Below are 22,378 nucleotides of genomic sequence, written 5' to 3' on the forward strand. Positions count from 1 at the left end.
AACTTTACCTCCTACTACTTGTCCTTATATTTTCAGAACCCTGCTCAACTTTATTCTGCCAATTTGCAGTTTCCTTTAATAACTCTCCTCTACTACTATCTACAAATGTTTCAGCAGCTTCCAATGCCTTACCCCTATCACTAGCAGATAAAGCCAGAGTTTCTGAAGAGTGACCAGCCTTTAGTAACCCTTCGCTACTTGCAGGTTTCGTAGCTTCTGATAACTGCTTTTGATCATCATATTCCTTATACAATTTTTCTGCAATACCATACAGCAATTTTAAGTCTGTGTGAACTTTAAATTCTCCGCCAGTAATTTTTGCTAGCTTTTTAAGGTTGCCACCAACTCCTTCAGCTCCTTCAGCAATTTTTTCAAGAGCAAGCTCTTTTATTCTTTTCTCATCAATTCCTGGATTGTTCTTTTTGATGTCTTCAATTATTTTTTCAACATCAACTTCAATTACAACTTTGTTTTCTTCTCTATGTATAGTAATGTTTGAATACTTACTTTTTAGTGCTTCTATTTCACCAAGTTGTTTATCGTTCAAATAAGGTATATCTCCCGTCAGAGTTCTTGACGCTAAAAAAGCTACCTTTCCTGTCCCTTTCTTTTGCTCTGTTATTTGTACACCAAGATTCTCACTAGCTTGTGTGGTTTCTATAGGTGGGTCGTATTTTTCAAGCTCTCTGCCAATAACATAGCGCCGGCCATTTTTTATGTCGTGCCCTATCTCATTCCAGGACTTAAACCAGTTCTTTGGCCATATAGGATATATTATACCCCAACCTAAAGCTTTTGCACCTCTACCTAGAAAATTTCCTACTTTAGCTAGTATAGAAGTAGATTCTTCATTTTGGTCGTTTTTTGGCATACATACCTCCAAGGTACTTTCTATAACTAAATACATTTTAATTATAGACGAAAAAATTTAAACTTCTATATCCATTATAAGATAGAATTATAGGGATTGCAACCATTATTTGCACATTGTCTAAAACATGTAGTATTTTCGCTACTTTTATTGTTCAATTTATTATAAAGAATACTCTCTAAATTATGTTTAAATGGAACACAAATAATATCATTGATGCAACTGGCGGAAGAGACGTAAATGGTTGTAATTGGATACATGGCTCAAATATTTCAACGGACACAAGGAGCATAAAAAAAGGTGATTTATTTATTGCACTTAAAGGGCAGAATTTTGATGGCCATAATTTTTTGCATGAAGCGTTTTTAAAAGGGGCTGCCGCTGCAATAGTAAGTGAGGGTAAATATAAAAATTTCCCTCTCATTATTGTACAAGATACCCTGAAAGCTTTGCACGATATGGCATCATATTACATTAGAAATGTTCTTATTGATGCTAAAGTTATTGCAGTTACAGGCAGTGTCGGAAAAACCACTACAAAGGATATGCTACACACTGTTTTATCGCAATATGGAGTGTCCCATGCAAACGAAGGTAACTTAAATAATAATATAGGATTGCCTTTGACAATTCTAAAAGCTCCAAAAAACTGCCAGTACTTAATTCTTGAAATGGGAATGAATAAAGCTGGTGAAATAAAAGAATTATCAAAGATTAGTAATCCAAATATTGCAGTTATTACCAACATCGAACCTGCACATACTGAAAATTTTTCATCACTATTTGACGTTGCACAAGCGAAGTTAGAAATTCTGTATGGTATGAAAAATAACGGTACTTTGGTTTTAAGCAGAGATAATAAATATTATGATTATCTCTCATCACATGCCAATAGAAATGTAATAAGCTTCGGTAAAGATAAAAATGCTGAAGTTTACTTGTTAGACATAATAAGAAACGATGACGGGTTAAATTTAAAAATAAGACTAAATAATAATCAAACTATAAACTGTAATTTACGTGTGCAAGGTGAGCATTTTGCTTATTCGCTACTTGCTGTTGCAGCAGTTGTGCAAAGCCTCGGACTTGATTTATCAAAATTACCACTTGCACTTAAGAATTTTAGTGTAACAAAAGGTAGAGGTAATGTTCATAAGGTCAAATACAATAGAAAATATATACATTTAATTGATGACTCCTATAACGCCAGCCCTGCTCCGATGAAAACTGCAATAAAAACTTTGAGTACATACTCTAATCAGAGAAAAGTAGCTTTGCTTGGTGATATGTTGGAACTTGGTGATAAAAGCATAGAATTTCATACAGATCTGGTTAAGGTTATCACAGAAAATAATATAGATAAAGTTTATACAGTCGGTGAATTTATGTTAGAATTGCATGAGCTTTTGCCAAATAATATAAAAGGCGTGCATTTTAATGATTCTAATCAATTGAAAAGTAATTTAGCTGACATTATTCAGGATAATGATGTAGTTCTAGTTAAAGGCTCACGAGGAATGAAAATGGATCTTATTGTACGGGAATTCATAATAGAATATTAAGCAAAATCATTGTATTGATTTACAGTAACAAATTATTAGGAACTTTAATCGTGACAAAACGTGTAATTATTTTTGGTGGAACGGGGTTTATAGGGAAACACATCGTAAGACGTTTGGCAGCAGAAGGATATTTAATAAAGATATTCACTCGTAATCAGGAAAAAGCTGCTTGTTTAAAATTGTGTGGCAATTTGGGACAAATATCAATATTTAAAGGCGATTTTTTTGATGAAAAATCAGTTCTAGAGGGTATGGAAGAATGTGATGTAGCCATAAACTTAGTGGGAATATTATATGAAGCAAAAAAGCACGATTTTTACGCTGTTCACGTTAAAATAGCTGAAAGGATAGCAAAAGCTGCAAAAATGAAAAATGTACCTATGATGATACATTTTTCTGCTATGGGAATAGAAAATAGCAAGTTGTCAAAATATGCTCAAAGTAAATTGGAAGGTGAAAAAGCTGTAACTTCAGCATTTCAAGAAGCAATAATAATTAGGCCAAGCCTTGTATTTGGTAAAGAAGATAACTTCTTTAATAAATTTGCAAGATTAGCAACTGTTCTTCCTTTTTTGCCGCTAATTGGCAATGGAACGACTAAATTTCAGCCAATATGTGTAACAGACTTAGCTGAAGTGGTATATCGTATTATCAGTTTTAATAAGCAAGACAAGAAAATTTATAACATGGGTGGACCAAAGGTTTACTCTTTCAAAAGCTTATTGAAGTTTATTCTGAATGTTACTAACAGAAAGTGTTTGTTGATCAATGTATCTTTTCCAATGGCAAAGTTAATAGCTTTCTTTTTAGAAAATAAAATTATTTCTATGCTGCTAAAACCAATAACCAGAGATACGAACCCTGTGCTTACTCGAGATCAGGTGAAAGTTATGATGAATAGCTCAATCGAAAAGTCAGTTGACCTTGAAACAATGAAGGTTCGACCATTAGCAATTGAAAATGTGGTGCCAGAGTACTTGAAGATTTATAGAAAGTATTGATAGAAGAGTGTGCCCGATAGGATTCGAACCTACGACCCACAGCTTAGAAGGCTGTTGCTCTATCCAGCTGAGCTACGGGCACACAACATATATAAAATGCTTCTTAACACGCATAAAGTCAAGTGTGAATATGATGGTTGTCTTGCAAAACCTTATTATTGCAGTTGTGTGTCACGCGCTGCTGAAATTGGATGCGAGAAGTCTATTTATTTTAGAAAATATTATATAGAAACTTCCTTGACAAACTCCTTCAACCCCCTTATCATGAAACTGAAGGTATTCAGTTATCTTCATCTGTGCAGATTAAACAGCAAGAAAACAACGTAGTTGGCGTCTTATTTTTAATTTTTTGCACTATGTGCACCTTATGTCTTCACAGTATTTCTAGCTATATAAGCTGAAACGCGCTGTTTAAGACAGTATAGAACGCCGATTTGCAGGATTAGAGAGTGACAACTAGCTAACACGGGATATCTTTTGCCTTTTTTTCTGCTTAGTAAGTTTCTTAAACATTTAAACTAAGGTGAGTTGCATTTAAAAGCAGCTAAATTGCAGTGTTTAAGACTTAAAAAACGCCAATGTTTTTAAATAGATATTGACAGGGGCTTCTTTTGCCTTTTTTAAATTAATTAATTTCTTAATATTTCTAGCTAACATGAACAAACATTTGAGAGTAACTTCCGCTAGTAACCCCAGTTGCGGATTAATCAATATAGTAAAATCTAGAAATACAGGGCTTTTTGTGTGCCGTAGAGACACAAGGAATGTTCAGGAAAGAGCAAACTAAGTGCGAAAGCTGCACAATAGATGAGGGTGGGCCCCTCGGAGCCGGTTTACAAGAGCAGGCTTCAAACAACCATAAGCTGCTTTGGTAAAGAGCCAAGGTAGTGAGCGTTATGGAAAAGGCGTAATTATGCGTCATGTGTGAAATAGAGAGATGAACGCAAGTGAACCACTGATTACACGTCGAAAGGTAATGCGATGATGTCAAAACCAGGGGAGAAAAAGTAACTTGGGATAAGCCTATCGGGAACTTGTCTACTGGGTAGGTGGCATCCGGCATATAGGTGGCATGAACCTATTTCAGGCTATTGTGTGGAACTATGGGAACCTGTCGTTTCGATGATAAGGGAGAAGTCCAAGGAGCTGAACTCTAAGGAAGAGAGTACTGATGCGAAAAACAGGGGCGGATTAGCTCGTAGTAGTGAAGAAGTTTTTGTAATGGAAATGGAGCGAAGGGGCTGAGTTATTTAGTTTTAATTATTTATCAACCGAAAGGGAAGAGTTAATGAATAAAACAAAATCTTTTGACATACCAAAGCAACTGATTTGGAAAGCTTATAAACAAGTATCCAAAAACAGAGGTGCGGCAGGTGTAGATGAGGTCTCGATAACAAAGTTTGAAGAAAATCTAAAAGATAATCTATACAAACTGTGGAATCGGATGTCATCCGGAAGTTATTTTCCAGAACCAGTAAAAGCTGTTGCGATACCAAAAGATACAGGAGGACAAAGAACTTTATGTGTTCCTTCAGTATTCGACAGGATAGGGCAAACAGCAGCTACTATGTATCTCGAACCGTTAGTAGAGCAGGAATTTCACGAAGATTCGTATGGTTATAGACCAAACAAGTCTGCACTGGATGCGGTAAGTACAGCGTGTAAGAGATGTTGGAGAAGTGATTGGACGATAGATCTTGATATTTCTGGATTTTTCGACAATCTGGATCATGTGTTAGCACTGCAAACTATCAAGAAGCATACAGATTGCAAGTGGGTCATACTGTACGTGGAAAGGTGGATGAAAGCCCCGATTCAACTAGCAGATGGCAGTAAGGTAGTTAGGAATAAGGGAGTTCCACAAGGAGGTTCTGTAAGCCCAATCATTTCTAACATATTTATGCATCATGCATTTGATATGTGGATGAGGCAAAACTACCCAACAATACCATTTGAGAGATATGTAGATGATGCAATGGTGCACTGTAAAACCCAGAGACAGGCAAAATTCATAAAAGACAAGATCGAAGAAAGATTGGCTGAGTTTAAGCTAAAATTACATCCTGAAAAGACACAAATAGTGTACTGTAAGGATGACAATAGGAGAGATGAGTTTCCAATACAGAGCTTTGACTTTCTGGGTTACACGTTCAGACCTAGACTGGCAAAGAACAATAAAATAGGAAACTATTTTGTCTCATTTCTACCTGCAATTAGCAACAAAGCCAAGAAGAAGATCAACCAAACCATAAGGTCATGGAAAATACGTAGGCAAACATATACAACACTAGAGAAAATATCAAAGAAAATAAATCCTATAGTCCGAGGCTGGTATCAGTACTATGGCAGGTTTTATAAATCAGAGATGTATCCATCTCTCAGAAATGTAGAGTGGCACCTAGTAGGATGGGTCAGAGCCAAATATAAGAAACTTCGAAATCATGGAAGACTAGCAAAGCAATTTCTAGCAAAAGTGAGAAAGAGGTCTCCAAATATTTTCTATCACTGGACACTAGGATTGGGATCAAAAGGCTGAATAACGGGAGCTGTATAAATCGAGAGGGTGCGCCGTGGCACGCATTAAGAAATACTTAGCAGAGCTAAGCGGGGTTCAGAATAAATGGCCTCGAGGTGAACAACTAACTTTAACCCGAAAGGGGAGGAGGACAAGAGCATGTATGTAAAGCGAGAGTTGTCTGAAGATGTGTAAGATAACGGCTTGCAACACCTGATCAATATGGTTAAAGCTAAACTGCTTGAATTCTAATCTTCAGGGGTGGGACTTCACATCCATGGGTATCACATTTAAAACCCCATGTCTACAGTAAGCACAGATTAAACTTTCGTTTGTGCGACATTCTGGCTGTAGAACGATAAGTAGTGAACTTATTTAAGAGGATGAATGGAAAACCTAAGTTGATCTAGAACAGTTCTTAGTGACGGAACATGGGATGACCTAAGGAACGCGAGTTCTATGGTTACGGAGTCATCGTAGTAGTCGTGGAAGTAACGAACCACCGGGGAATGTGGGAGAGCCACATACAGGGCAAAGGGTGACAGATAATTGAATGTTGAAATTGGGAGGTACGCAAGATGCGGAAAGCTGAAACAATACTTAACATTATACGTGAACGCGGACAAAGAAATCTGCCGGTTAAAAACGTATATCGCCTACTTTATCAGCGTGATCTTTACCTTCAAGCGTATGGTAAACTTTGTCGTAATAAAGGTGCTATGACAGAAGGTGTAACTGCTGAAACAGTTAATGGTATGTCTTTGGAGAAAATTGATAAAATCATAGAGGATTTACGCTATGAACGATATCGATGGATACCAGTAAAACGTATCTACATTTTAAAGAAGAGCGGTAAACGAAGGCCGTTAGGATTGCCAACATGGTCAAACAAGTTACTTCAAGAAGTAATCCGATTAATATTGGAAGCCTATTATGAGTCTAAATTTAGTGAGTGTTCACATGGATTCCGGCCAAAGCGTGGATGCCATACTGCATTAAAAGCAGTAACGCAAAAAGGCAGAGGTACAAAATGGTTTATAGAAGGGGATCTCAGAGCATGTTATGACTCAATTGATCATACCATATTGTTAAAAATACTGAGTGAAAGCTTTCAAGACAACCGTTTTATCCAACTAATCAATCGACTGCTAAAAGCAGGATATATGGAAAATTGGAAGTACAATAAGAGTCACAGTGGAGTACCACAGGGCTCTATTATTGGTCCAATTCTGAGTAACATATTACTCGATCGGTTAGATAAACATGTGGAACATACATTAATACCAGCAAATAACCGAGGTAAGCGAAGAAGGACAAACCCAAAATATTTAAGGTTAACCAAGCAAGTATCGATGATGAGAAAACAAGGGAATTGGGAGCAAGTAAGGCAACTGCGCCAATTAGTGCAGAGTATGCCATCTAAGGACTCTTGTGATCAAAATTATCGACGTCTTTGGTATGTTAGGTATGCTGATGATGTTCTGGTAGGGTTTGCAGGACCAAAAAATGAAGCTGAACAAATTAAAAATGAGATTGCTAGATTCCTCAATGAGGAGCTCAAACTTATGCTTAATGAAGATAAAACGCTTATTACACACGCATGTGATAGCAAAGCCAATTTTTTGGGTTATGAAATACACGTCTTGCATGCAGATGATAAACATGATCATCGGACACAGCGGTGTATTAACGGTAGTGTTGGCTTACGTGTACCACACCATATAAAGCAGAAAAAGTGTTCTGAATATATGCGTTGTGGAAAGCCTATACATTTACCTCAACGTACAATTGATACAGCTTACAGTATTGTTGCTCAGTATCAAACTGAATATCGAGGAATTGTACAATACTACAAAATGGCCTACAACCTTCACACACTAAGTTATCTGAAGTATGTGATGGAAGTATCATTAGTAAAGACTTTAGCATCTAAATACAAAACAACTTGCAGGAAAATTTATAGAAAATTTGGTGCGATGATTGAAAACGATGAAGGTGAAAAACGAAAAGTCATCCAAATCAGAGTAGATCGTTTACCATCAAAGATACCATTAATTACACACTTTGGTGCTGTGTCGCTAAAATGGAATAAATGGGTAAGCATAAGTGATAACCTTATACCAATATGGAATAAGCGTAGTGAAATAGAGCAAAGACTATTGGCACAAACTTGTGAATTATGTAAATCACAAGAGCAGATTGAGGTACACCATGTACGTAAACTTGCTGATCTACGAAGTAAGAGTAATGTTGAACTACCTGAATGGAAGAAAAGAATGATTGAACGACAGAGAAAAACTCTTGTTGTTTGTCATGAATGCCATAAGAAAATCCAATATGGGAAATATGATGGTGATTCCTTAAAACGTTAGATTATTGGAGAGCCACGTGATACGGAAACGGTCATGCGTGGTTCGGAGAGAGGCTGTTGGAAAAGTGCTTAATAGTAACTCGCTGGCTGCCTACTCTACTTTACGTACAGTTCTGCGAGAGACTGGTGGGGAAGTTCCGCCGGTCTACTCTCCAGGCTTCATGGAATATGAAACTAATGTAGAAAAGATGTGCACCAAAAAATTTATTGGAGCAGTTGTGTTAAAAGTCAATAGGAAAATTGATGTAGCTGTGAATAAGTACTTAAGATTTGTGTGGGCGTACTTATTCACAGCTACGCTATTACTATATAGAAGCAGTCTTAGGACTATATTCCTCAGTAAAAACCCTGTCATCTCTGACTAAAGAGTTAGCAAGAATAAGCAATTTCCTCATAGCAGCAGTGGAAGCAATTTTATATGGCTTTTTATATTGATTATATAATCTAGTAAAGAAAGGTTTGATATAAGAATTAACTTTTTGTGCACTGAGAATACACATGTGTAAAACTTTCCTGATTTGTGATCTACCTCCCTGAATGCACCTTTTTCCTCTACTAAAACCACTATCTCGATTAAAAGGCGCAAGTCCGACAAGGCTAGATATTTGTTTTTCTTGAAGAGTTCCAAGTTCAGGTAAATAGCAGATCAAAGTTAGGGCTGTGATTTTACTTATACCTGGTATACTGGTTATTGATATGTATTTTTTTGCAAGGTCTTGGTTTTGATCGATAAATGTAATCATTTCATCTTCTAAAGTTTTTATTTGATTGTGTAAAATTGCAAGAAGATCTTCTATCTGCTTGATTATAGATGTATCAGTTACCTGTTGGTTTTTTGTATTTTTGCTATTTCTACTAGCTGGTTTCTACGAGATAATTTTTGTTTCAAGCAATCAATATTACTATTACCAACTGTTAAGGGAGTAGCACGCATATCTGTGTTATTATAGTACTTTTCATAATAGTCCAAATAAGGTAAAATAAGGATTTGTAGTAGTGAAGGTAGGTATGCCAGCAGCATATAGTTATGACTTAAGGAAAAAAGCAATGGAAGCTCTAGACGAGGGAGAAAGCAGAGAAACAGTGGCAGCAAGATTTAAAATTGGACGAACTACTTTGTGGGAGTGGCAGCAAAGAAGAAAAGAAACAGGTGACTTTCAATCAAAAAAACTTGGAAATGGAGGTTACAATCACAAAATTACCGACTGGGATGCCTTTGCTAAATTTGCCAGAGAAAACGGAGGAAAGACTCTATTGGAAATGGCTAAACTTTGGAGCAACGTTAGTATCCAAACTATCCACCGAGCCCTGAAAAAAATTGGATTTACACGCAAAAAAAGACCTATGGGTACAAGGAAAGAAGCGAAGAAAAACGTGCTAAATTCTTGAAAATTATAGCAACAAAAGAACCTAAAAACTTAGTGTATATAACCCCAGTTATGGATTAACCAACGAAGTAAAGCTGAGAAATACAGGGCTTTTTCGATTGCATTGAATAAGAAATGAGGGTAGAAAAAATATGTACCAAGAAATTTACTGTGGATCTATGCCGAGTGTGCTCAAGTTCAAATTTGTTTTTTAGGCAGCCAAAAACCGTTTCAACAATCGATCTTTTCCCTAGTAAAATCTTCTCTTTCAGCGAAATCAGTGCATTTTTCATACCTTTTTTCACTTTAGTGACGAGTTTTAGACCTCTATCGAATAGTTTCTCAAAGAGCTCTTTCTTTATATAGCCCTTATCTCCAAACAAAAGTCCAGTTAGTTTTTTGGTTAGAGTTGGTACAGGTTTTCTGTCATCGACGTTACCTCTGGTTAGCGTAACACCTTGAATTTCACCTATTTCATTGATTACTACATGTAATTTAAAACCAAAAAACCAGCCGTAAGTATTCTTTCCTAACTCTGCTAATCCTTTGAAAACCTTATTTCTTGAGATTCTTTTTCGATGGCATACTGCTATTGAAGTAGAATCTATGTAGGAAATCCCGGTCATTTTTGCTTGTTCACAAAACCATTGCAAAAGTAATGCTAAATACCACAAAACTCGCGGCTTTAAGGCAATAAATCTGTGATATGAAGGCAGCTTTGAAAACTCTGATCTATAGAATAACTGAAGATAACAAAGATAAAAAGCCTTGAAGTTTTTACATGGTGATTTATGGTATAATAGGATTATGGTTAGAATTTCTGAGTGCGCTATTTCTGGTACTCTGGTTGGTTTTTTGCCGTTTGATAAGAACCTATTTGCAAAATTATCATCTACCGCACGACAAAAATCCTCGACGCAACAGTACAGTTCTGTAATATCTTTCTTCATGGGTAACCTCTTATTATTACTAAAATACTCGAGTTTACCCTGTTTCCCTCTTCTTAGTTATACTTTTATCTATTTTCTAATCCATAACTGAGGTTATATAGATGAGTCTGGCATTGACAACACTGAAGACTACCCCTATGGATATTGTCAGAAGGGACAGCGGTTTTATGCCCTAAAATCTGGGAAGAAAACTCAACGAATCAGTATGATTGCAGCTTTAAGTGAAAGAAAAATAGTTGCTCCATTAACCTTTGAAGGCCACTGTAATATGGATATTTTTAATGGATGGTTTGAGCAATTTTTGATACCGACCTTGGAACCTGGACAAACTGTCATTCTTGACAATGCTACTTTTCATAAGTCTGATAAGATCATTAAGCTTGCTAAAGGGATTGGTGCAGAAATTTTGTATCTGCCACCGTATTCTCCAGATTTTAACAAAATTGAACATCATTGGTTTGCTATAAAAAACAGAGTCAGGAAAAACATTCCTCTATTCAAGTCTTTTCGTCATGCTGTTGATTCTGCCTTTCTATGATCTGTTCGGATTATTATGAGAAGTGCTATAATATAACGTGCTGCAGTCTAGTTTTTGTAGTAATACCAAGGCTTTTAGCATAGTCTCTAACCCATCTAGGTTGAATGACGTACACCTCAAAACCATTGCTTAGTAAAGTATATGCGCATAATTTTTCGTATCCGCCGGTTGCCTCAAGACCAACTTTGGTTACATTATGCAAACGTAAAAAGTCTAGTGTTTTATCGATGGCTTGTATACTGTTTTCAAACGTTTTATAATGTCCAAATGGGTGAATGTGGATATCTAATTTACTTTTGCTAACATCAATGCCAGCAATAATGTTTGATGAATTCATAATTCCTCCGTAATAATAACATATACTGCATTTTCCAGTCTTATATACGAGCCTAAAAGCTCAATCAGTTGTTCGGAACTTTCAGTATAAAACCTAAGAGAAGAGAACCTTGCTCCAATACGGTCCTTATGACCAAGATCTATGGCGGTTCCTCTTCTCTATACATCTTTATATTACTACTTCTTAATACTTATAAAGACTTAATTTCAACATATAAGATCTATGCCTCGAATGCTCAAGCTCAAGTCTGTCTTTTAGGTAGCCAAAAACTGTTTCAATAATCGACCTTTTTCCTAAAAAAATCTTTTCTTCAAGCAGCATTAATGTGTTTTTCATACCTTTTTTTACTTTGGTAACGAGCTCTATCGAAGAGTTTTGCAAAGAGCTCTTTCTTTATATAGCCCTTATCACCAAACAAAAGACCGGTCAGTTTTTCAGTTAATTTTGGTACTGGTTTTCTGTCGTCAACGTTACCTTTAGTCAGTGTAACTCCTTGAATTTCGCCAGTTTCATTGATTACCATATGCAATTTGAAACCAAAAAACCAGCCGTATGTAGTCTTTCCAAGCTCCGCCAATCCTTTGAAAACTTTGTTTCTTGAGATTCTTTTTGGATGGCAAACAGCGATAGACGTTGCATCTATGTACGAAATTCCGGTCACTTTTGACTGCTCACTTTAACAAGAGCACTAAATACCATAAAACCCTCGGTTTTAGCCTAATAAATCTACTATATGTTGGCAAATTTTGAAACTCAGATCCATATAGTGCTTTCAAATAATATGTATAGAAAGATTTAAAGTCCTCACATCTAGATTGTTGATAAAGTAAAATTATAGTAAGAATTTCAGAATGCGTAATCTCTGCCGTTCTGGTAGGTTTTTTACTGTTTGGCAGGAGTTTTTCTGCGAAATTTTTGTTTATAGCCTTGCAAAAATCGTCTACAAAGCAAAATAATTCTGTTACATTTTTATTCATGGGTAACCTCTCTATTTTTTGATAATATGTTTCCGGAGTTTACCCTATTTTCCTATCTTTTTCACTGACTTCTAATCCGCAACTGGGGTTTAAAGTGCCTGGCTACCTTACTGTTCCACAAATTGCAAAAATCCTCAAAGTTACTACTCATTGGCTTTACGATAGAATCAATAATGGTCAAATTACAATACAAAAAGATGATAGTAAAACCAGAGGCAAATACTTATTTGAAGATAAACCAGAAACTGTTAGAATTCTAGTGGATTTTAAAAACGGTAAACTCAACAACCCAAATTTTTTATAGGAGTATCAATATGCATAAGGTGAACCAGTGTCAGCTACTTGAACCTGCAAATTGCAATATCCGTACAAATGTGTGCTTGACACTGGGATTTAGTGCAGCTACCCTAAACTGGAATTGCTATTCTTGGCTGAAAGGAACATATTTTTGGAATAATGAAAACAATCAGCACTTTAATTCAAGAAGGATCGAAGCTACTATTGTCACACAAAGTTGAATCACCACTGACCTTACCCAGAAAAAGTAGAGAGGAAGTTAAGCCATTTTCATTATGAAAATGATGAATCAAATTTTTCAGGAATGCAATAGTTAATAGTAGAATGTCTACGTTGTTTGTTATAAAAAATTTCTATGTATTCAAATATTGCGGTTCTAGCTTGTTGTGCGGAGTGTTGTGAGGTATCAATGAGTAATTCCCTCTTTAGTGAACTAAAAAAGCTCTCCGAAACAGCATTATCGTAACAACAACCTTTGTGACTCATGCTAGAAATAATACTTTTTGTATTCAGTAAAAATTGATAATTTTTAGAGGTATATTGTGAACCTTGATCACTATGAAATAGCAGATCTTTGGCTGGTTTGCGCTTATCAACAGCCATCAATAAAGCATCTATGCTTAGTTATTGTACTACTCATTAACTACCATACGTGAATATAGATCAATTATTGCTGCCAAATATAGCCAACCATCCTTAGTTTTTATGTATGTAATATCAGTTACCCATACTTTGTTTGGCTGACTAGTAGTAAAGTTTTGGTCCAATATATTGGGAGCTATTGTCAGTCTGCTGTTTTTTGCTTTTGAATCTTCGCCTCAGTCTAGCTTGAATGCCATTTTTTTGCATGACATCCTGCACTGTTTTGATGTTGCAATTTTTACCTAAAGCCTTTAGTTCAGCATGAATTTTAGGTGCACCATATCTACAATTAGATGCTTGGTATATTTTTTGAATATCTGCTAGAAACTGCTCCCTTGTTGATTCTTTGCTGCTTTTCTTCTTACTAGTCCATTTGTAGTAGCCGCTAGCAGAAAATCCTGCATAACTCCTGTACTTTATAGTAGTTTCTATGCTTTTTGATAAATAAATATTTTACTCTTTGTGACTTGCCCAGGGCTTTTTTTAAAATGTCTCTTTCTCTAGTAACTCTTGTTAGTTCTTTCTTTAATTCAAACTTTTCTTATCACATGGTGCCAACTTTCCCTTACCAGGAAATGCTTCTTCTATTGATCCTTTTTCGTTATATTTTTTTATCCAGTCACTTAGTGTACTGTTATCTATTCCTAAATCTTTAGCTATTTTGCTTGCTGACTGCCCCGTTTCCTTTACCAACTTTATTGCCTCTAATTTAAATTCCACTGTGTAATTCTTTCTGTTCTTTACCATAATAAGCCCTCATGATCATGTTTTATTTTACCTCAAAAATGGCTTAACTTCCTCTCTACTTTTTCTGGGTAAGGTCATTTTGATGAAAGAGTGAAACGAACAAGAATGTTAGCAAGCTCCTTTTCAAGAGAAGGTTCTCTACTGTTAGTGTCACCACTAAAGTTGATGTATTCTGAGGATTTATGAAAGACAAGCCGGTTCGAGAAAAGAAGAACTTAGATAAGGGGCTCAAGCGTAGTGTGGGGAAACCTGCATGCTGCGTTTCTAAGGGAGGGAGTAGTAGTAATACTACTTCCTTACCTGACCATTACCTCTAAGAGTATGCATTATCTCACATAATAATATAATATTTCGTTCATAAATCAACGTTTTTAACATGCAGCAAGAACATTTCCGTTGTAATTAAGGTTCTTAAGATGTATATTAATGAATCTTGTTTTCAATAAATAATGAAAGTAATAATTGTCATGATAATGTTATTGTGCAGCAGTTACACAATGGCAAGCGAGCGAATAAGTCTAGTGGATAAAAAACTATCTCAAGGATATGTAGCTCCAGTGCTTACAGAAGATAGCGTTATTTTATCAGACAAGCACGGCGCTTTATATTCCTTTGATGTTGATAACTCAAAGGCTATGAATTGGAAATTACACCTCTCATATAGGAAAAAAATTGGTAACATGAGCCTATCGCATTATGAAAAAAATGTTTTCTTTATAGTGGATAACACTTTACACGCAATAGACGCAAAAACTGGCAAGATTGAGTGGGAAAAAGAATTGAGAGCTCCAGTAAGAGGGAAAGCAGCAGTAATAAATAATAAATTGGTAGTATTGACTATTGATAATTATCTGTACGTGTTTGATATAAAAGATGGCAGCTCCGTTTGGACTTATCAAAACGGTATCAATGAGGTTCGAGGTTGGTATTCCATATCGCCAGCAATTTCTAACGATAAAATAATAGCGCCATTTTCAAATGGTGAGTTAATAGCTTTTAATGAAGACGGTAAAAAATTGTGGAGCCAAAAATTGGCTACAAACTTTTTGGATACACAGCTCACAGATGTAACTACTACACCGAGAGTGCTTGGCGATACTTTAATAACTACAAACAATTCTTATGTTTATGGTATTGACGTAAAATCAGGGAATATTTTATGGTCAAAGTCACTGCAAGTAAAAAGTGTATCAGACATTGAGTCATATTATAGTCCTCTTATTCCTCCAAAGGAGCAAAAAGAAGGCGGAAGAATTTTTATAGTTACTAAAGACGATAAAATAATTGGCCTGGATATAAAAAATGGAGAAACAGTCTGGACATCTGATTTAATAGAAAATACGCAATTATTTGCTCCAATTATGCATGCACATACATTGTGGGTAACGAGCAATAAAGGTTCAATTATTGCTTTTCCGCGATCTGAAAGTGCAGGAAAGGTAATCAAAGTACCTGGTAATGTGTTTCACACTCTGGTGTTTACTCGCGATAAAATATATGTAACAACTGAGGGAAATGGTGTTTATTCTTTAGAAAATAGGTTTGTTCTTTATGATTGATTATGACCTGATTGTTATAGGTGGTGGTCCAGGCGGCTATAAGTGCGCTATCGCTGCTGCAAAACTTGGATTGAAAGTTGCCTGTATAGATAAAAATAGCATTTTTGGTGGTACATGCCTCAGAGTTGGGTGCATACCCTCCAAAGCACTACTTCATTCTTCCTATCAGTATGCTCACACGAAAGATGATCTGTCGAAGCTTGGCATAAAAATTAAGGATGCAAGTTTCGATTTAAAAGAAATGCTAGGCTATAAGGATGCCAGAGTTAAAGAATTGGGGCAAGGAATAGAATATCTATTTAACCTTCACAAAATCACTAAAATCAATGGGCTTGCTTCTTTTGACCAAGGTAATCTTGAAATTTCAGTTGAAGGTAAGGTGCTGAAGACAAAAAATATAGTAATTGCAACTGGTTCTGATGTTAGCTCTCTGCCAGGAATTAATATCGATGAGAAAGACATTATTTCGTCTACTGGTGCATTATCTTTAACTGAAGTACCAAAAAAACTTGTCGTAATCGGGGCCGGGGCAATAGGACTTGAAATGTCTTCTGTATGGAGGAGGCTAGGGTCTGAAGTCACTGTAGTAGAATTTTTTGACAGAATCGCTGCAGCAATGGATGGAGAATTAAGTAAGTCTCTACTTTCTAGTCTACAAAAACAAGGAGTAAAATTTTTACTCAGCACTAAAGTTGAGGAGATAAAACAAAATAATAATTCTTTGAGTGTGGAAGTTTGCTCTGCTCAAGATAACCAAACAAACGTTATAGAGGCGGATAAGGTGCTGGTTGCAGTAGGGCGCAAACCATGCACTGAGAGTCTTGGTATCGATGGAAAAATAGAGAAAGACAGTCGTGGTTTCGTTCAAGTTAACAATAGATATGAAACTAATGTGAAAGGGATATTTGCTATTGGTGACGTGATCGGTGGAGCAATGCTTGCTCATAAAGCAGAGGAAGAGGGAGTTGCAGTTGCGGAAATAATAGCAGGACAATTACCTCACGTTGATTATAAAATTATACCATCTGTCATTTACACTCACCCTGCGGTTTCTTCGATCGGTAAAACCGAAGAGGAACTCAAAAATGCTGGCCATAAGTACAAAGTTGGTAAATGTCAATTTGCTGCAAACGGCAGAGCAAAAATCACTGATGATGCTGAAGGATTCGTGAAAGTGCTGACTTGTAGCAGAGCAGATACAATACTAGGTGTGCATATCATAGGAGCATACGCTGATACGCTAATCAACGAAGCAGCGGTTGCAATGGCATATGGCGCAGCAGCAGAGGATATATACAGAATTTGTCACTCTCACCCTGATATAAATGAAGCCTTCCGCGACGCATGCATTGATGCTTTCTTTAAAAAATAATTGTGGACCTCGGTTCAATCATTGAAAAATGGTATGAGTGGCTGAGGTGCAACAGATTTTATTCACCAAACACTTTAGAGTCATACATGAGGGACTTGAAGGATCTTATAAGTTTCCTAAATACTCACATTGGTGGAGAAGTGAATGTTGGCACTTTGGAAAAATTGAGCGTACCTGAGTTAAGAAGTTGGCTTACCTCTCGTTACGCAAGAGGTGTAAATGCAAGATCTAACACTCGAGCACTCTCAGTAATCAGAAATTTTTTCAAGTACATAAAAAGCAACTACAATATAGACAATGAAGCTGTATTTTCCTTGTCAAGGCCGATTCAGAGAAGAACTCTGCCCAAAGCATTATCAATACCTGATATAAAAACTTTGGTGAAAGAAATGAAATTATCTGACTTGGGTGAACCTTGGGTGATAAAAAGAGAAATTGCGATTATCGTCCTGCTATATGGTACAGGCTTAAGAATCAGTGAAGCGTTGAACCTTAGGGTTAGTGATATTAACAATGAAAGTTTAATAGTAACAGGTAAGGGAGATAAACAAAGGCAGGTATTCATTCTTCCGGTAGTAAAAAAATGTATACAGGAATATGTAAAAGCTTGTCCTTACCTTGATGAAGCACAATATCTCTTTGTGGGAGTAAGGGGAAAAAAATTGGGAAGAACTTATGTGGCCAATCGTTTGCAGAAAATAAGGAGAATGTTAAATTTACCAGAAATTTTATCTCCACATGCATTTCGTCATAGTTTTGCTACTCATTTGCTTCAGGAAGATATTGACATAAGATCAATACAACAACTGCTTGGTCATTCGAGTCTTGAGACCACTCAAGTTTACACTCACCTCAATTATCAAGATGTTTTTAATATGTATAAGAATTTCCAACAGAGTTTGGAGAAGAAGTCAAAACTTTAACTTCGTTCTAAACCACCAAGCTGAGTGCTTTCAACATCACTAAGTATTGTGTTTGCTTTATATAAACTATGACATCCTACTAAAAAAAGAACCAGTGCAACTGCTGTAAGACAAGCACCTATTACTAGATAATCGTATAAAATTGCTAAACCTACACAACCAGTCAATGCTCCAGATAATATAAAAAATGCATAAGCATAGTTGCTTTGTTTTTTACCAGGGGAAATTGCTTGTGAGGATTTTTCGTTTTTATTACTCAGACTTTTAGTACGGATTTCTGATGAAAGCCTATCTCTTTCTTCCCTTACTTGTTTCAAATCTCTTTTTAATTGTGAAATTTCGACAGTGTCACTTGCTCTTCCATACACAATTCTATTAAGTCGAGTTACTTCATCATTTAGATCATTAATCTTCGTTTGTTGACTTAATTTTTCTTGTTTTACTTGTTTCAAATCTCTTTCTAACTGTGAAATTTTGCTAGTTTTATTCGTTAGCTCTTGCTCTTTTTCTTTAAGTTGAGTTTTTGTTTTTTCAAGTTCTTCTACAAGTTCTTTTACAAACCCCTCAAAATCTTTTGGTATATTATTCGTATTTGCAGGAAATTTCTCATTTAAATAATTTGTAATAGATTCGATTGGATTATCAACATCCCTCAACGCAGCAGTAACAATTGCACGATTTATGAAACAATTATCTTCTACTAATTTTTTTACATCATCTAAATCTTTTTTATTAATAGCATCGGTTAATCGCTCTGTAATAGCTTGTTCAATTATTTTCTTCACCCATGGATTTCGCTCTATAGCTTGTATTGGCTTTATTTGACTAAAATCTAGGTCTTTATGTTTTAAAAGTTTAGTCAATACTTCTTCGTTATCTCCTATTATTCCTCGTAAACACGATTCGATAATTAAGCTAAGTGGTGTTTTTATTCTTCCATCTTGGGTTCTTCTCCAGCAATTAGGATTAAGCTCTTGATTCAATAGTGTTTCCGCTTGGTAAATGTTTCCACTAGAAAGAGCAGCTAATAATTCTTTTCCTTTTCGTGCTTTTTGTATTTCTATTATCAAATGTTCAGCACGATTTTGCCTAGCACACTCACTAGGACTTTGATTTTTCTTATTGGTTATATTAGTGTTTATGTTTGGGTGACTAAGCAAAAGTTGTAACGTTTTCTTTTGTTGAAAGCACATTGCTAGGTGTAAAGCTGTATCGTCATTACTTTTTTCACAAATATTAACATCTATTCTCTGGTGCAGTAGAAGTAACCTAATCATATTCTGATATTCTTTTTTAAAGCCTGCAGACAAATTAGTAACTATGGACACCAAAGGTGTCATGCCTTCTTTATCAAACGCATTAACATCCGCACCCTCTGCCAGAGCTTGTTTAAAACCTTCTAGGTTTTCATCATCAATAGCCTTAAATAACTTTTGTGTTGGCGTATTAAGTGACTCTTGGGTTCTTTCTGATCCAGTCATACCTACTCTACTTCTTTCCCAAGACATACTAAACCTATCTAATAATTTACTAATATAATTATGTAAAAGAAAAGGAAAATTGCAAGCGATTTATTCAAAATCCTAGAATTAATTACGACTCTAAAAACTTCTCTGCATCAAGTGCAGCCATGCACCCTGTTCCTGCGGCAACTACTGCCTGGCGATATACCTTATCTTGAACATCACCTGCAGCAAATACCCCTGCTTTACTAGTTAAAGTTGTTCCAGGTTTTGTAATGATGTAACCCTGCTCATCCATTTCAACAAAGCCTTTAAAAATACCCGTATTTGGTGCGTGTCCGATTGCAATAAACACTCCATCCACTTTCAATTCTTGAGCTTCCGTTGATTTAACTATAATACCAGTAACTTTTTTCGGATTTTCTTCTCCAAGAATCTGCTCTACGGTATGGTTCCACATTACTTTTATTTTATCATTTTTAAAGAGTCTATCTTGCATTACTTTTTCCGCTCTTAATTTATCACGCCTGTGTATTAATATCACTTCTTTGGCAAATCGAGTTAAAAATATTGCTTCTTCAACAGCGGTATTTCCACCACCAATCACGGCTACAACTTTATTTCTAAAAAATGCACCATCACAAGTTGCACAAGCTGAAACTCCGTAACCTTGAAATTCCTTTTCACTCTTGAGACCAAGCCATTTTGCTTGCGCACCAGATGCAATTATAATTGCATTCGAGTAGTAGTCATTGGTATTACCAGAAGATCTAAACCTATACTCATTAGAATCCTCAAGTTGTTCAACGCTTTTTATCTCATCATCTATTATTTTTGCTCCAACCTTTTCTGCATGCAACCTCATTTGCTCCATTAGTTCTGGACCCTGTATTGAAACAAAACCAGGATAGTTTTCAACATCTGTAGTAATTGTAAGCTGACCACCAGGCTGCATTCCCGTTACTACAATTGGATCTAAGTTTGCACGTGCTGCATATATAGCAGCAGCATAACCTGCTGCCCCAGATCCAATAATAAGAACTTTTGTACTAAATTTATAATTCTTCACTGTATGAGTTTAGATAATCAGCTACTCCTTCATCGCTTGCCTGCATTGCTGGCTTACCTTTTTTCCACCCTGCTGGACATACTTCACCATGCTCTTCATTATGTTTAATTGCATCAACGATTCTAATGAATTCATCGATATTACGCCCTAAAGGCAAATCATTTATCGATTGATGACGTACAATAAATTTATCATCAATAACGAAAGTTGCTCTCAGCGCAATTGAGTCATCATATAAGACCCCATAGTCTCTTGATATAGACTTTTTGATATCAGACACTAAAGTGTAGCTAATCTCTCCAATACCACCATCATTAACTGGAGTGTTTCGCCATTTATAATGTGAAAATTTTGAATCTACACTTACTCCTATAACTTCAACACCACGTTTTGAAAAATCCTCTATTTTATTACTAAATGATATCAACTCAGTTGGACAGACAAAGGTAAAATCAAGTGGATAGAAAAAAAGGACAGCATACTTATTTTTTATGCGCTCACTCAGACAGAAATCATCAACAATTTCTCCGCCGGAGAGAACAGCTGGAGCAGTAAAATCGATAGCAGATTTTGTTACAAGATTCATAATTGACCTATTCTTTTAAAACAACTCTAATTTTACACTTGATGAATTTATATGCAAGTTTTCTTTAGTTTTAGCCCTATAAAAACTTCCTAAAATAGCTCTTCTTTTTTACCGATAAGATACAATCCAGATTGGACACTGAGTTGGTGAGTATAAAATTCTACGTCATTCCACCATGAACCGTCATACCGCCGCGGTATCTCTTAGCATAATCCCACTAACATGTAGCGGGATGACGATTGTCAGGGTGTCATCCCAGTGCCCTGACTACTTGGATCCAGAAAAAAGAATGGTGTCATGCAAGCCCCTATGACCCCAGTTATGGATTAACCAACGAAGTAAAGCTGAGAAATACAGGGCTTTTTCGATTGCATTGAATAAGAAATGAGGGTAGAAAAAATATGTACCAAGAAATTTACTGTGGATCTATGCCGAGTGTGCTCAAGTTCAAATTTGTTTTTTAGGCAGCCAAAAACCGTTTCAACAATCGATCTTTTCCCTAGTAAAATCTTCTCTTTCAGCGAAATCAGTGCATTTTTCATACCTTTTTTCACTTTAGTGACGAGTTTTAGACCTCTATCGAATAGTTTCTCAAAGAGCTCTTTCTTTATATAGCCCTTATCTCCAAACAAAAGTCCAGTTAGTTTTTTGGTTAGAGTTGGTACAGGTTTTCTGTCATCGACGTTACCTCTGGTTAGCGTAACACCTTGAATTTCACCTATTTCATTGATTACTACATGTAATTTAAAACCAAAAAACCAGCCGTAAGTATTCTTTCCTAACTCTGCTAATCCTTTGAAAACCTTATTTCTTGAGATTCTTTTTCGATGGCATACTGCTATTGAAGTAGAATCTATGTAGGAAATCCCGGTCATTTTTGCTTGTTCACAAAACCATTGCAAAAGTAATGCTAAATACCACAAAACTCGCGGCTTTAAGGCAATAAATCTGTGATATGAAGGCAGCTTTGAAAACTCTGATCTATAGAATAACTGAAGATAACAAAGATAAAAAGCCTTGAAGTTTTTACATGGTGATTTATGGTATAATAGGATTATGGTTAGAATTTCTGAGTGCGCTATTTCTGGTACTCTGGTTGGTTTTTTGCCGTTTGATAAGAACCTATTTGCAAAATTATCATCTACCGCACGACAAAAATCCTCGACGCAACAGTACAGTTCTGTAATATCTTTCTTCATGTGTAACCTCTTATTATTACTAAAATACTCGA

At 35.9% G+C, this 22,378-nt stretch carries 16 protein-coding genes, 1 tRNA gene and 6 pseudogenes; 12 read left to right on the forward strand and 11 right to left on the reverse strand.

Features of this window, described 5'->3' with window-relative positions; genetic code table 11:
- Nucleotides 1-4 precede the first annotated feature (4 nt).
- Nucleotides 5-871, reverse strand: a complete 867-nt coding sequence (locus NBW39_RS07675) for a hypothetical protein (RefSeq protein ID WP_250295097.1) — start codon at nt 869-871, stop codon at nt 5-7.
- A gap of 185 nt (nt 872-1,056) precedes the next feature.
- Here NBW39_RS07675 and NBW39_RS07680 point away from each other — a divergent pair, with 185 nt between their 5' ends.
- A complete protein-coding gene (locus tag NBW39_RS07680) occupies nt 1,057-2,433 on the forward strand; it encodes a UDP-N-acetylmuramoyl-tripeptide--D-alanyl-D-alanine ligase (RefSeq protein ID WP_250295098.1) in 1,377 nt (458 codons plus the stop codon).
- Between the two features lie 50 nt (nt 2,434-2,483).
- Nucleotides 2,484-3,434: a complex I NDUFA9 subunit family protein gene (locus tag NBW39_RS07685; RefSeq protein ID WP_250295099.1), complete on the forward strand. Its 951-nt coding sequence runs from the start codon at nt 2,484-2,486 to the stop codon at nt 3,432-3,434.
- Between the two features lie 8 nt (nt 3,435-3,442).
- On the opposite strand, the gene NBW39_RS07690 is transcribed toward NBW39_RS07685, so the two are convergent.
- A tRNA-Arg gene (locus NBW39_RS07690) sits at nt 3,443-3,516 on the reverse strand.
- 1,040 nt (nt 3,517-4,556) lie between these two features.
- Here NBW39_RS07690 and NBW39_RS08760 point away from each other — a divergent pair.
- The 3 genes from NBW39_RS08760 (at nt 4,557) to NBW39_RS07700 (ending at nt 8,321) form a co-directional block, all read left to right on the forward strand.
- A complete protein-coding gene (locus NBW39_RS08760) occupies nt 4,557-4,679 on the forward strand; it encodes a hypothetical protein (protein ID WP_256466289.1) in 123 nt (40 codons plus the stop codon).
- 43 nt (nt 4,680-4,722) lie between these two features.
- On the forward strand, nt 4,723-5,970 hold the full coding sequence (ltrA, locus tag NBW39_RS07695; RefSeq protein ID WP_250294718.1) for a group II intron reverse transcriptase/maturase: 1,248 nt from the start codon (nt 4,723-4,725) through the stop codon (nt 5,968-5,970).
- Nucleotides 5,971-6,527: 557 nt separating this feature from the next.
- Nucleotides 6,528-8,321, forward strand: a complete 1,794-nt coding sequence (locus tag NBW39_RS07700) for a reverse transcriptase/maturase family protein (protein WP_250294750.1) — start codon at nt 6,528-6,530, stop codon at nt 8,319-8,321.
- Between the two features lie 304 nt (nt 8,322-8,625).
- On the opposite strand, the gene NBW39_RS07705 is transcribed toward NBW39_RS07700, so the two are convergent.
- On the reverse strand, nt 8,626-9,063 hold the full coding sequence (locus tag NBW39_RS07705) for a transposase (protein ID WP_250295100.1): 438 nt from the start codon (nt 9,061-9,063) through the stop codon (nt 8,626-8,628).
- A 265-nt stretch (nt 9,064-9,328) separates the two neighbouring features.
- On the opposite strand from NBW39_RS07705, the pseudogene NBW39_RS07710 reads away from it, so the two are divergent.
- Nucleotides 9,329-9,750, forward strand: a pseudogene (locus NBW39_RS07710) (IS630 transposase-related protein); the annotation flags it as partial.
- Nucleotides 9,751-9,764: 14 nt separating this feature from the next.
- Here NBW39_RS07710 and NBW39_RS07715 read toward each other — a convergent pair.
- Nucleotides 9,765-10,637, reverse strand: a complete 873-nt coding sequence (locus tag NBW39_RS07715; protein ID WP_250294632.1) for an IS982 family transposase — start codon at nt 10,635-10,637, stop codon at nt 9,765-9,767.
- Between the two features lie 94 nt (nt 10,638-10,731).
- On the opposite strand from NBW39_RS07715, the pseudogene NBW39_RS07720 reads away from it, so the two are divergent.
- Nucleotides 10,732-11,175 (forward strand): annotated as a pseudogene (locus NBW39_RS07720) (IS630 family transposase); the annotation flags it as partial.
- 49 nt (nt 11,176-11,224) lie between these two features.
- Here the strand turns inward: NBW39_RS07720 and NBW39_RS07725 are convergent.
- Both NBW39_RS07725 and NBW39_RS07730 read right to left on the reverse strand, forming a co-directional pair.
- Nucleotides 11,225-11,512 (reverse strand): annotated as a pseudogene (locus NBW39_RS07725) (IS110 family transposase); the annotation flags it as partial.
- A gap of 216 nt (nt 11,513-11,728) precedes the next feature.
- Nucleotides 11,729-12,489 (reverse strand): annotated as a pseudogene (locus NBW39_RS07730) (IS982 family transposase); the annotation flags it as partial.
- A gap of 94 nt (nt 12,490-12,583) precedes the next feature.
- Between NBW39_RS07730 and NBW39_RS07735 the strand changes: the two are divergent.
- Nucleotides 12,584-12,793 carry a helix-turn-helix domain-containing protein gene (locus NBW39_RS07735; RefSeq protein WP_250295102.1) on the forward strand — a complete coding sequence of 70 codons (210 nt, stop codon included), beginning with the start codon at nt 12,584-12,586 and terminating at the stop codon, nt 12,791-12,793.
- Between the two features lie 266 nt (nt 12,794-13,059).
- On the opposite strand, the pseudogene NBW39_RS09260 reads toward NBW39_RS07735, so the two are convergent.
- A pseudogene (locus NBW39_RS09260) lies at nt 13,060-14,175 on the reverse strand (IS3 family transposase).
- A gap of 182 nt (nt 14,176-14,357) precedes the next feature.
- Between NBW39_RS09260 and NBW39_RS07750 the strand changes: the two are divergent.
- The 4 genes and pseudogenes from NBW39_RS07750 to NBW39_RS07765 form a co-directional block, all read left to right on the forward strand.
- A pseudogene (locus tag NBW39_RS07750) lies at nt 14,358-14,480 on the forward strand (Rpn family recombination-promoting nuclease/putative transposase); the annotation flags it as partial.
- A gap of 144 nt (nt 14,481-14,624) precedes the next feature.
- Nucleotides 14,625-15,734: an outer membrane protein assembly factor BamB family protein gene (locus NBW39_RS07755; RefSeq protein ID WP_250295105.1), complete on the forward strand. Its 1,110-nt coding sequence runs from the start codon at nt 14,625-14,627 to the stop codon at nt 15,732-15,734.
- A complete protein-coding gene (lpdA, locus tag NBW39_RS07760; RefSeq protein WP_250295797.1) occupies nt 15,727-17,106 on the forward strand; it encodes a dihydrolipoyl dehydrogenase in 1,380 nt (459 codons plus the stop codon). Before NBW39_RS07755 ends, lpdA begins: the two co-directional genes overlap by 8 nt.
- A 2-nt stretch (nt 17,107-17,108) precedes the next feature.
- Nucleotides 17,109-18,029: a tyrosine recombinase XerC gene (locus tag NBW39_RS07765; protein ID WP_250295106.1), complete on the forward strand. Its 921-nt coding sequence runs from the start codon at nt 17,109-17,111 to the stop codon at nt 18,027-18,029.
- Here NBW39_RS07765 and NBW39_RS07770 read toward each other — a convergent pair.
- From NBW39_RS07770 to NBW39_RS07785, 4 genes are all read right to left on the reverse strand, one after another.
- Complete coding sequence (locus tag NBW39_RS07770) at nt 18,026-19,537, reverse strand: ankyrin repeat domain-containing protein (RefSeq protein WP_250295107.1); 1,512 nt, start codon at nt 19,535-19,537, stop codon at nt 18,026-18,028. The genes NBW39_RS07765 and NBW39_RS07770 overlap by 4 nt on opposite strands.
- Nucleotides 19,538-19,622: 85 nt before the next feature.
- Nucleotides 19,623-20,561, reverse strand: a complete 939-nt coding sequence (trxB, locus tag NBW39_RS07775; RefSeq protein WP_250295108.1) for a thioredoxin-disulfide reductase — start codon at nt 20,559-20,561, stop codon at nt 19,623-19,625.
- A complete protein-coding gene (locus tag NBW39_RS07780; protein WP_250295109.1) occupies nt 20,548-21,147 on the reverse strand; it encodes a peroxiredoxin in 600 nt (199 codons plus the stop codon). The genes trxB and NBW39_RS07780 overlap by 14 nt, the downstream gene beginning before the upstream one ends.
- A 326-nt stretch (nt 21,148-21,473) precedes the next feature.
- The gene (locus NBW39_RS07785; RefSeq protein WP_250294632.1) at nt 21,474-22,346 is read right to left on the reverse strand and encodes an IS982 family transposase; all 873 of its coding nucleotides are present in this window, start codon (nt 22,344-22,346) and stop codon (nt 21,474-21,476) included.
- Nucleotides 22,347-22,378: the final 32 nt, after the last annotated feature.

Origin of the sequence: Wolbachia endosymbiont of Oedothorax gibbosus (assembly GCF_936270435.1) — a bacterium.
In the GTDB taxonomy this organism is placed as follows: domain Bacteria; phylum Pseudomonadota; class Alphaproteobacteria; order Rickettsiales; family Anaplasmataceae; genus Wolbachia.

What these genes read in the sequence shown, in the direction of transcription:
- ltrA (WP_250294718.1), top strand. Translation starts at nt 4,723, where the DNA reads ATGAATAAAACAAAATCTTTTGACATACCAAAGCAACTGATTTGGAAA.
- NBW39_RS07715 (WP_250294632.1), bottom strand. Translation starts at nt 10,637, where the DNA reads ATGAAGAAAGATATTACAGAACTGTACTGTTGCGTCGAGGATTTTTGT.
- NBW39_RS07770 (WP_250295107.1), bottom strand. Translation starts at nt 19,537, where the DNA reads ATGTCTTGGGAAAGAAGTAGAGTAGGTATGACTGGATCAGAAAGAACC.
- NBW39_RS07755 (WP_250295105.1), top strand. Translation starts at nt 14,625, where the DNA reads ATGAAAGTAATAATTGTCATGATAATGTTATTGTGCAGCAGTTACACA.
- NBW39_RS07705 (WP_250295100.1), bottom strand. Translation starts at nt 9,063, where the DNA reads ATGATTACATTTATCGATCAAAACCAAGACCTTGCAAAAAAATACATA.
- NBW39_RS07785 (WP_250294632.1), bottom strand. Translation starts at nt 22,346, where the DNA reads ATGAAGAAAGATATTACAGAACTGTACTGTTGCGTCGAGGATTTTTGT.
- NBW39_RS08760 (WP_256466289.1), top strand. Translation starts at nt 4,557, where the DNA reads ATGATAAGGGAGAAGTCCAAGGAGCTGAACTCTAAGGAAGAGAGTACT.
- NBW39_RS07700 (WP_250294750.1), top strand. Translation starts at nt 6,528, where the DNA reads ATGCGGAAAGCTGAAACAATACTTAACATTATACGTGAACGCGGACAA.
- NBW39_RS07780 (WP_250295109.1), bottom strand. Translation starts at nt 21,147, where the DNA reads ATGAATCTTGTAACAAAATCTGCTATCGATTTTACTGCTCCAGCTGTT.
- NBW39_RS07675 (WP_250295097.1), bottom strand. Translation starts at nt 871, where the DNA reads ATGCCAAAAAACGACCAAAATGAAGAATCTACTTCTATACTAGCTAAA.
- NBW39_RS07680 (WP_250295098.1), top strand. Translation starts at nt 1,057, where the DNA reads ATGTTTAAATGGAACACAAATAATATCATTGATGCAACTGGCGGAAGA.
- lpdA (WP_250295797.1), top strand. Translation starts at nt 15,727, where the DNA reads ATGATTGATTATGACCTGATTGTTATAGGTGGTGGTCCAGGCGGCTAT.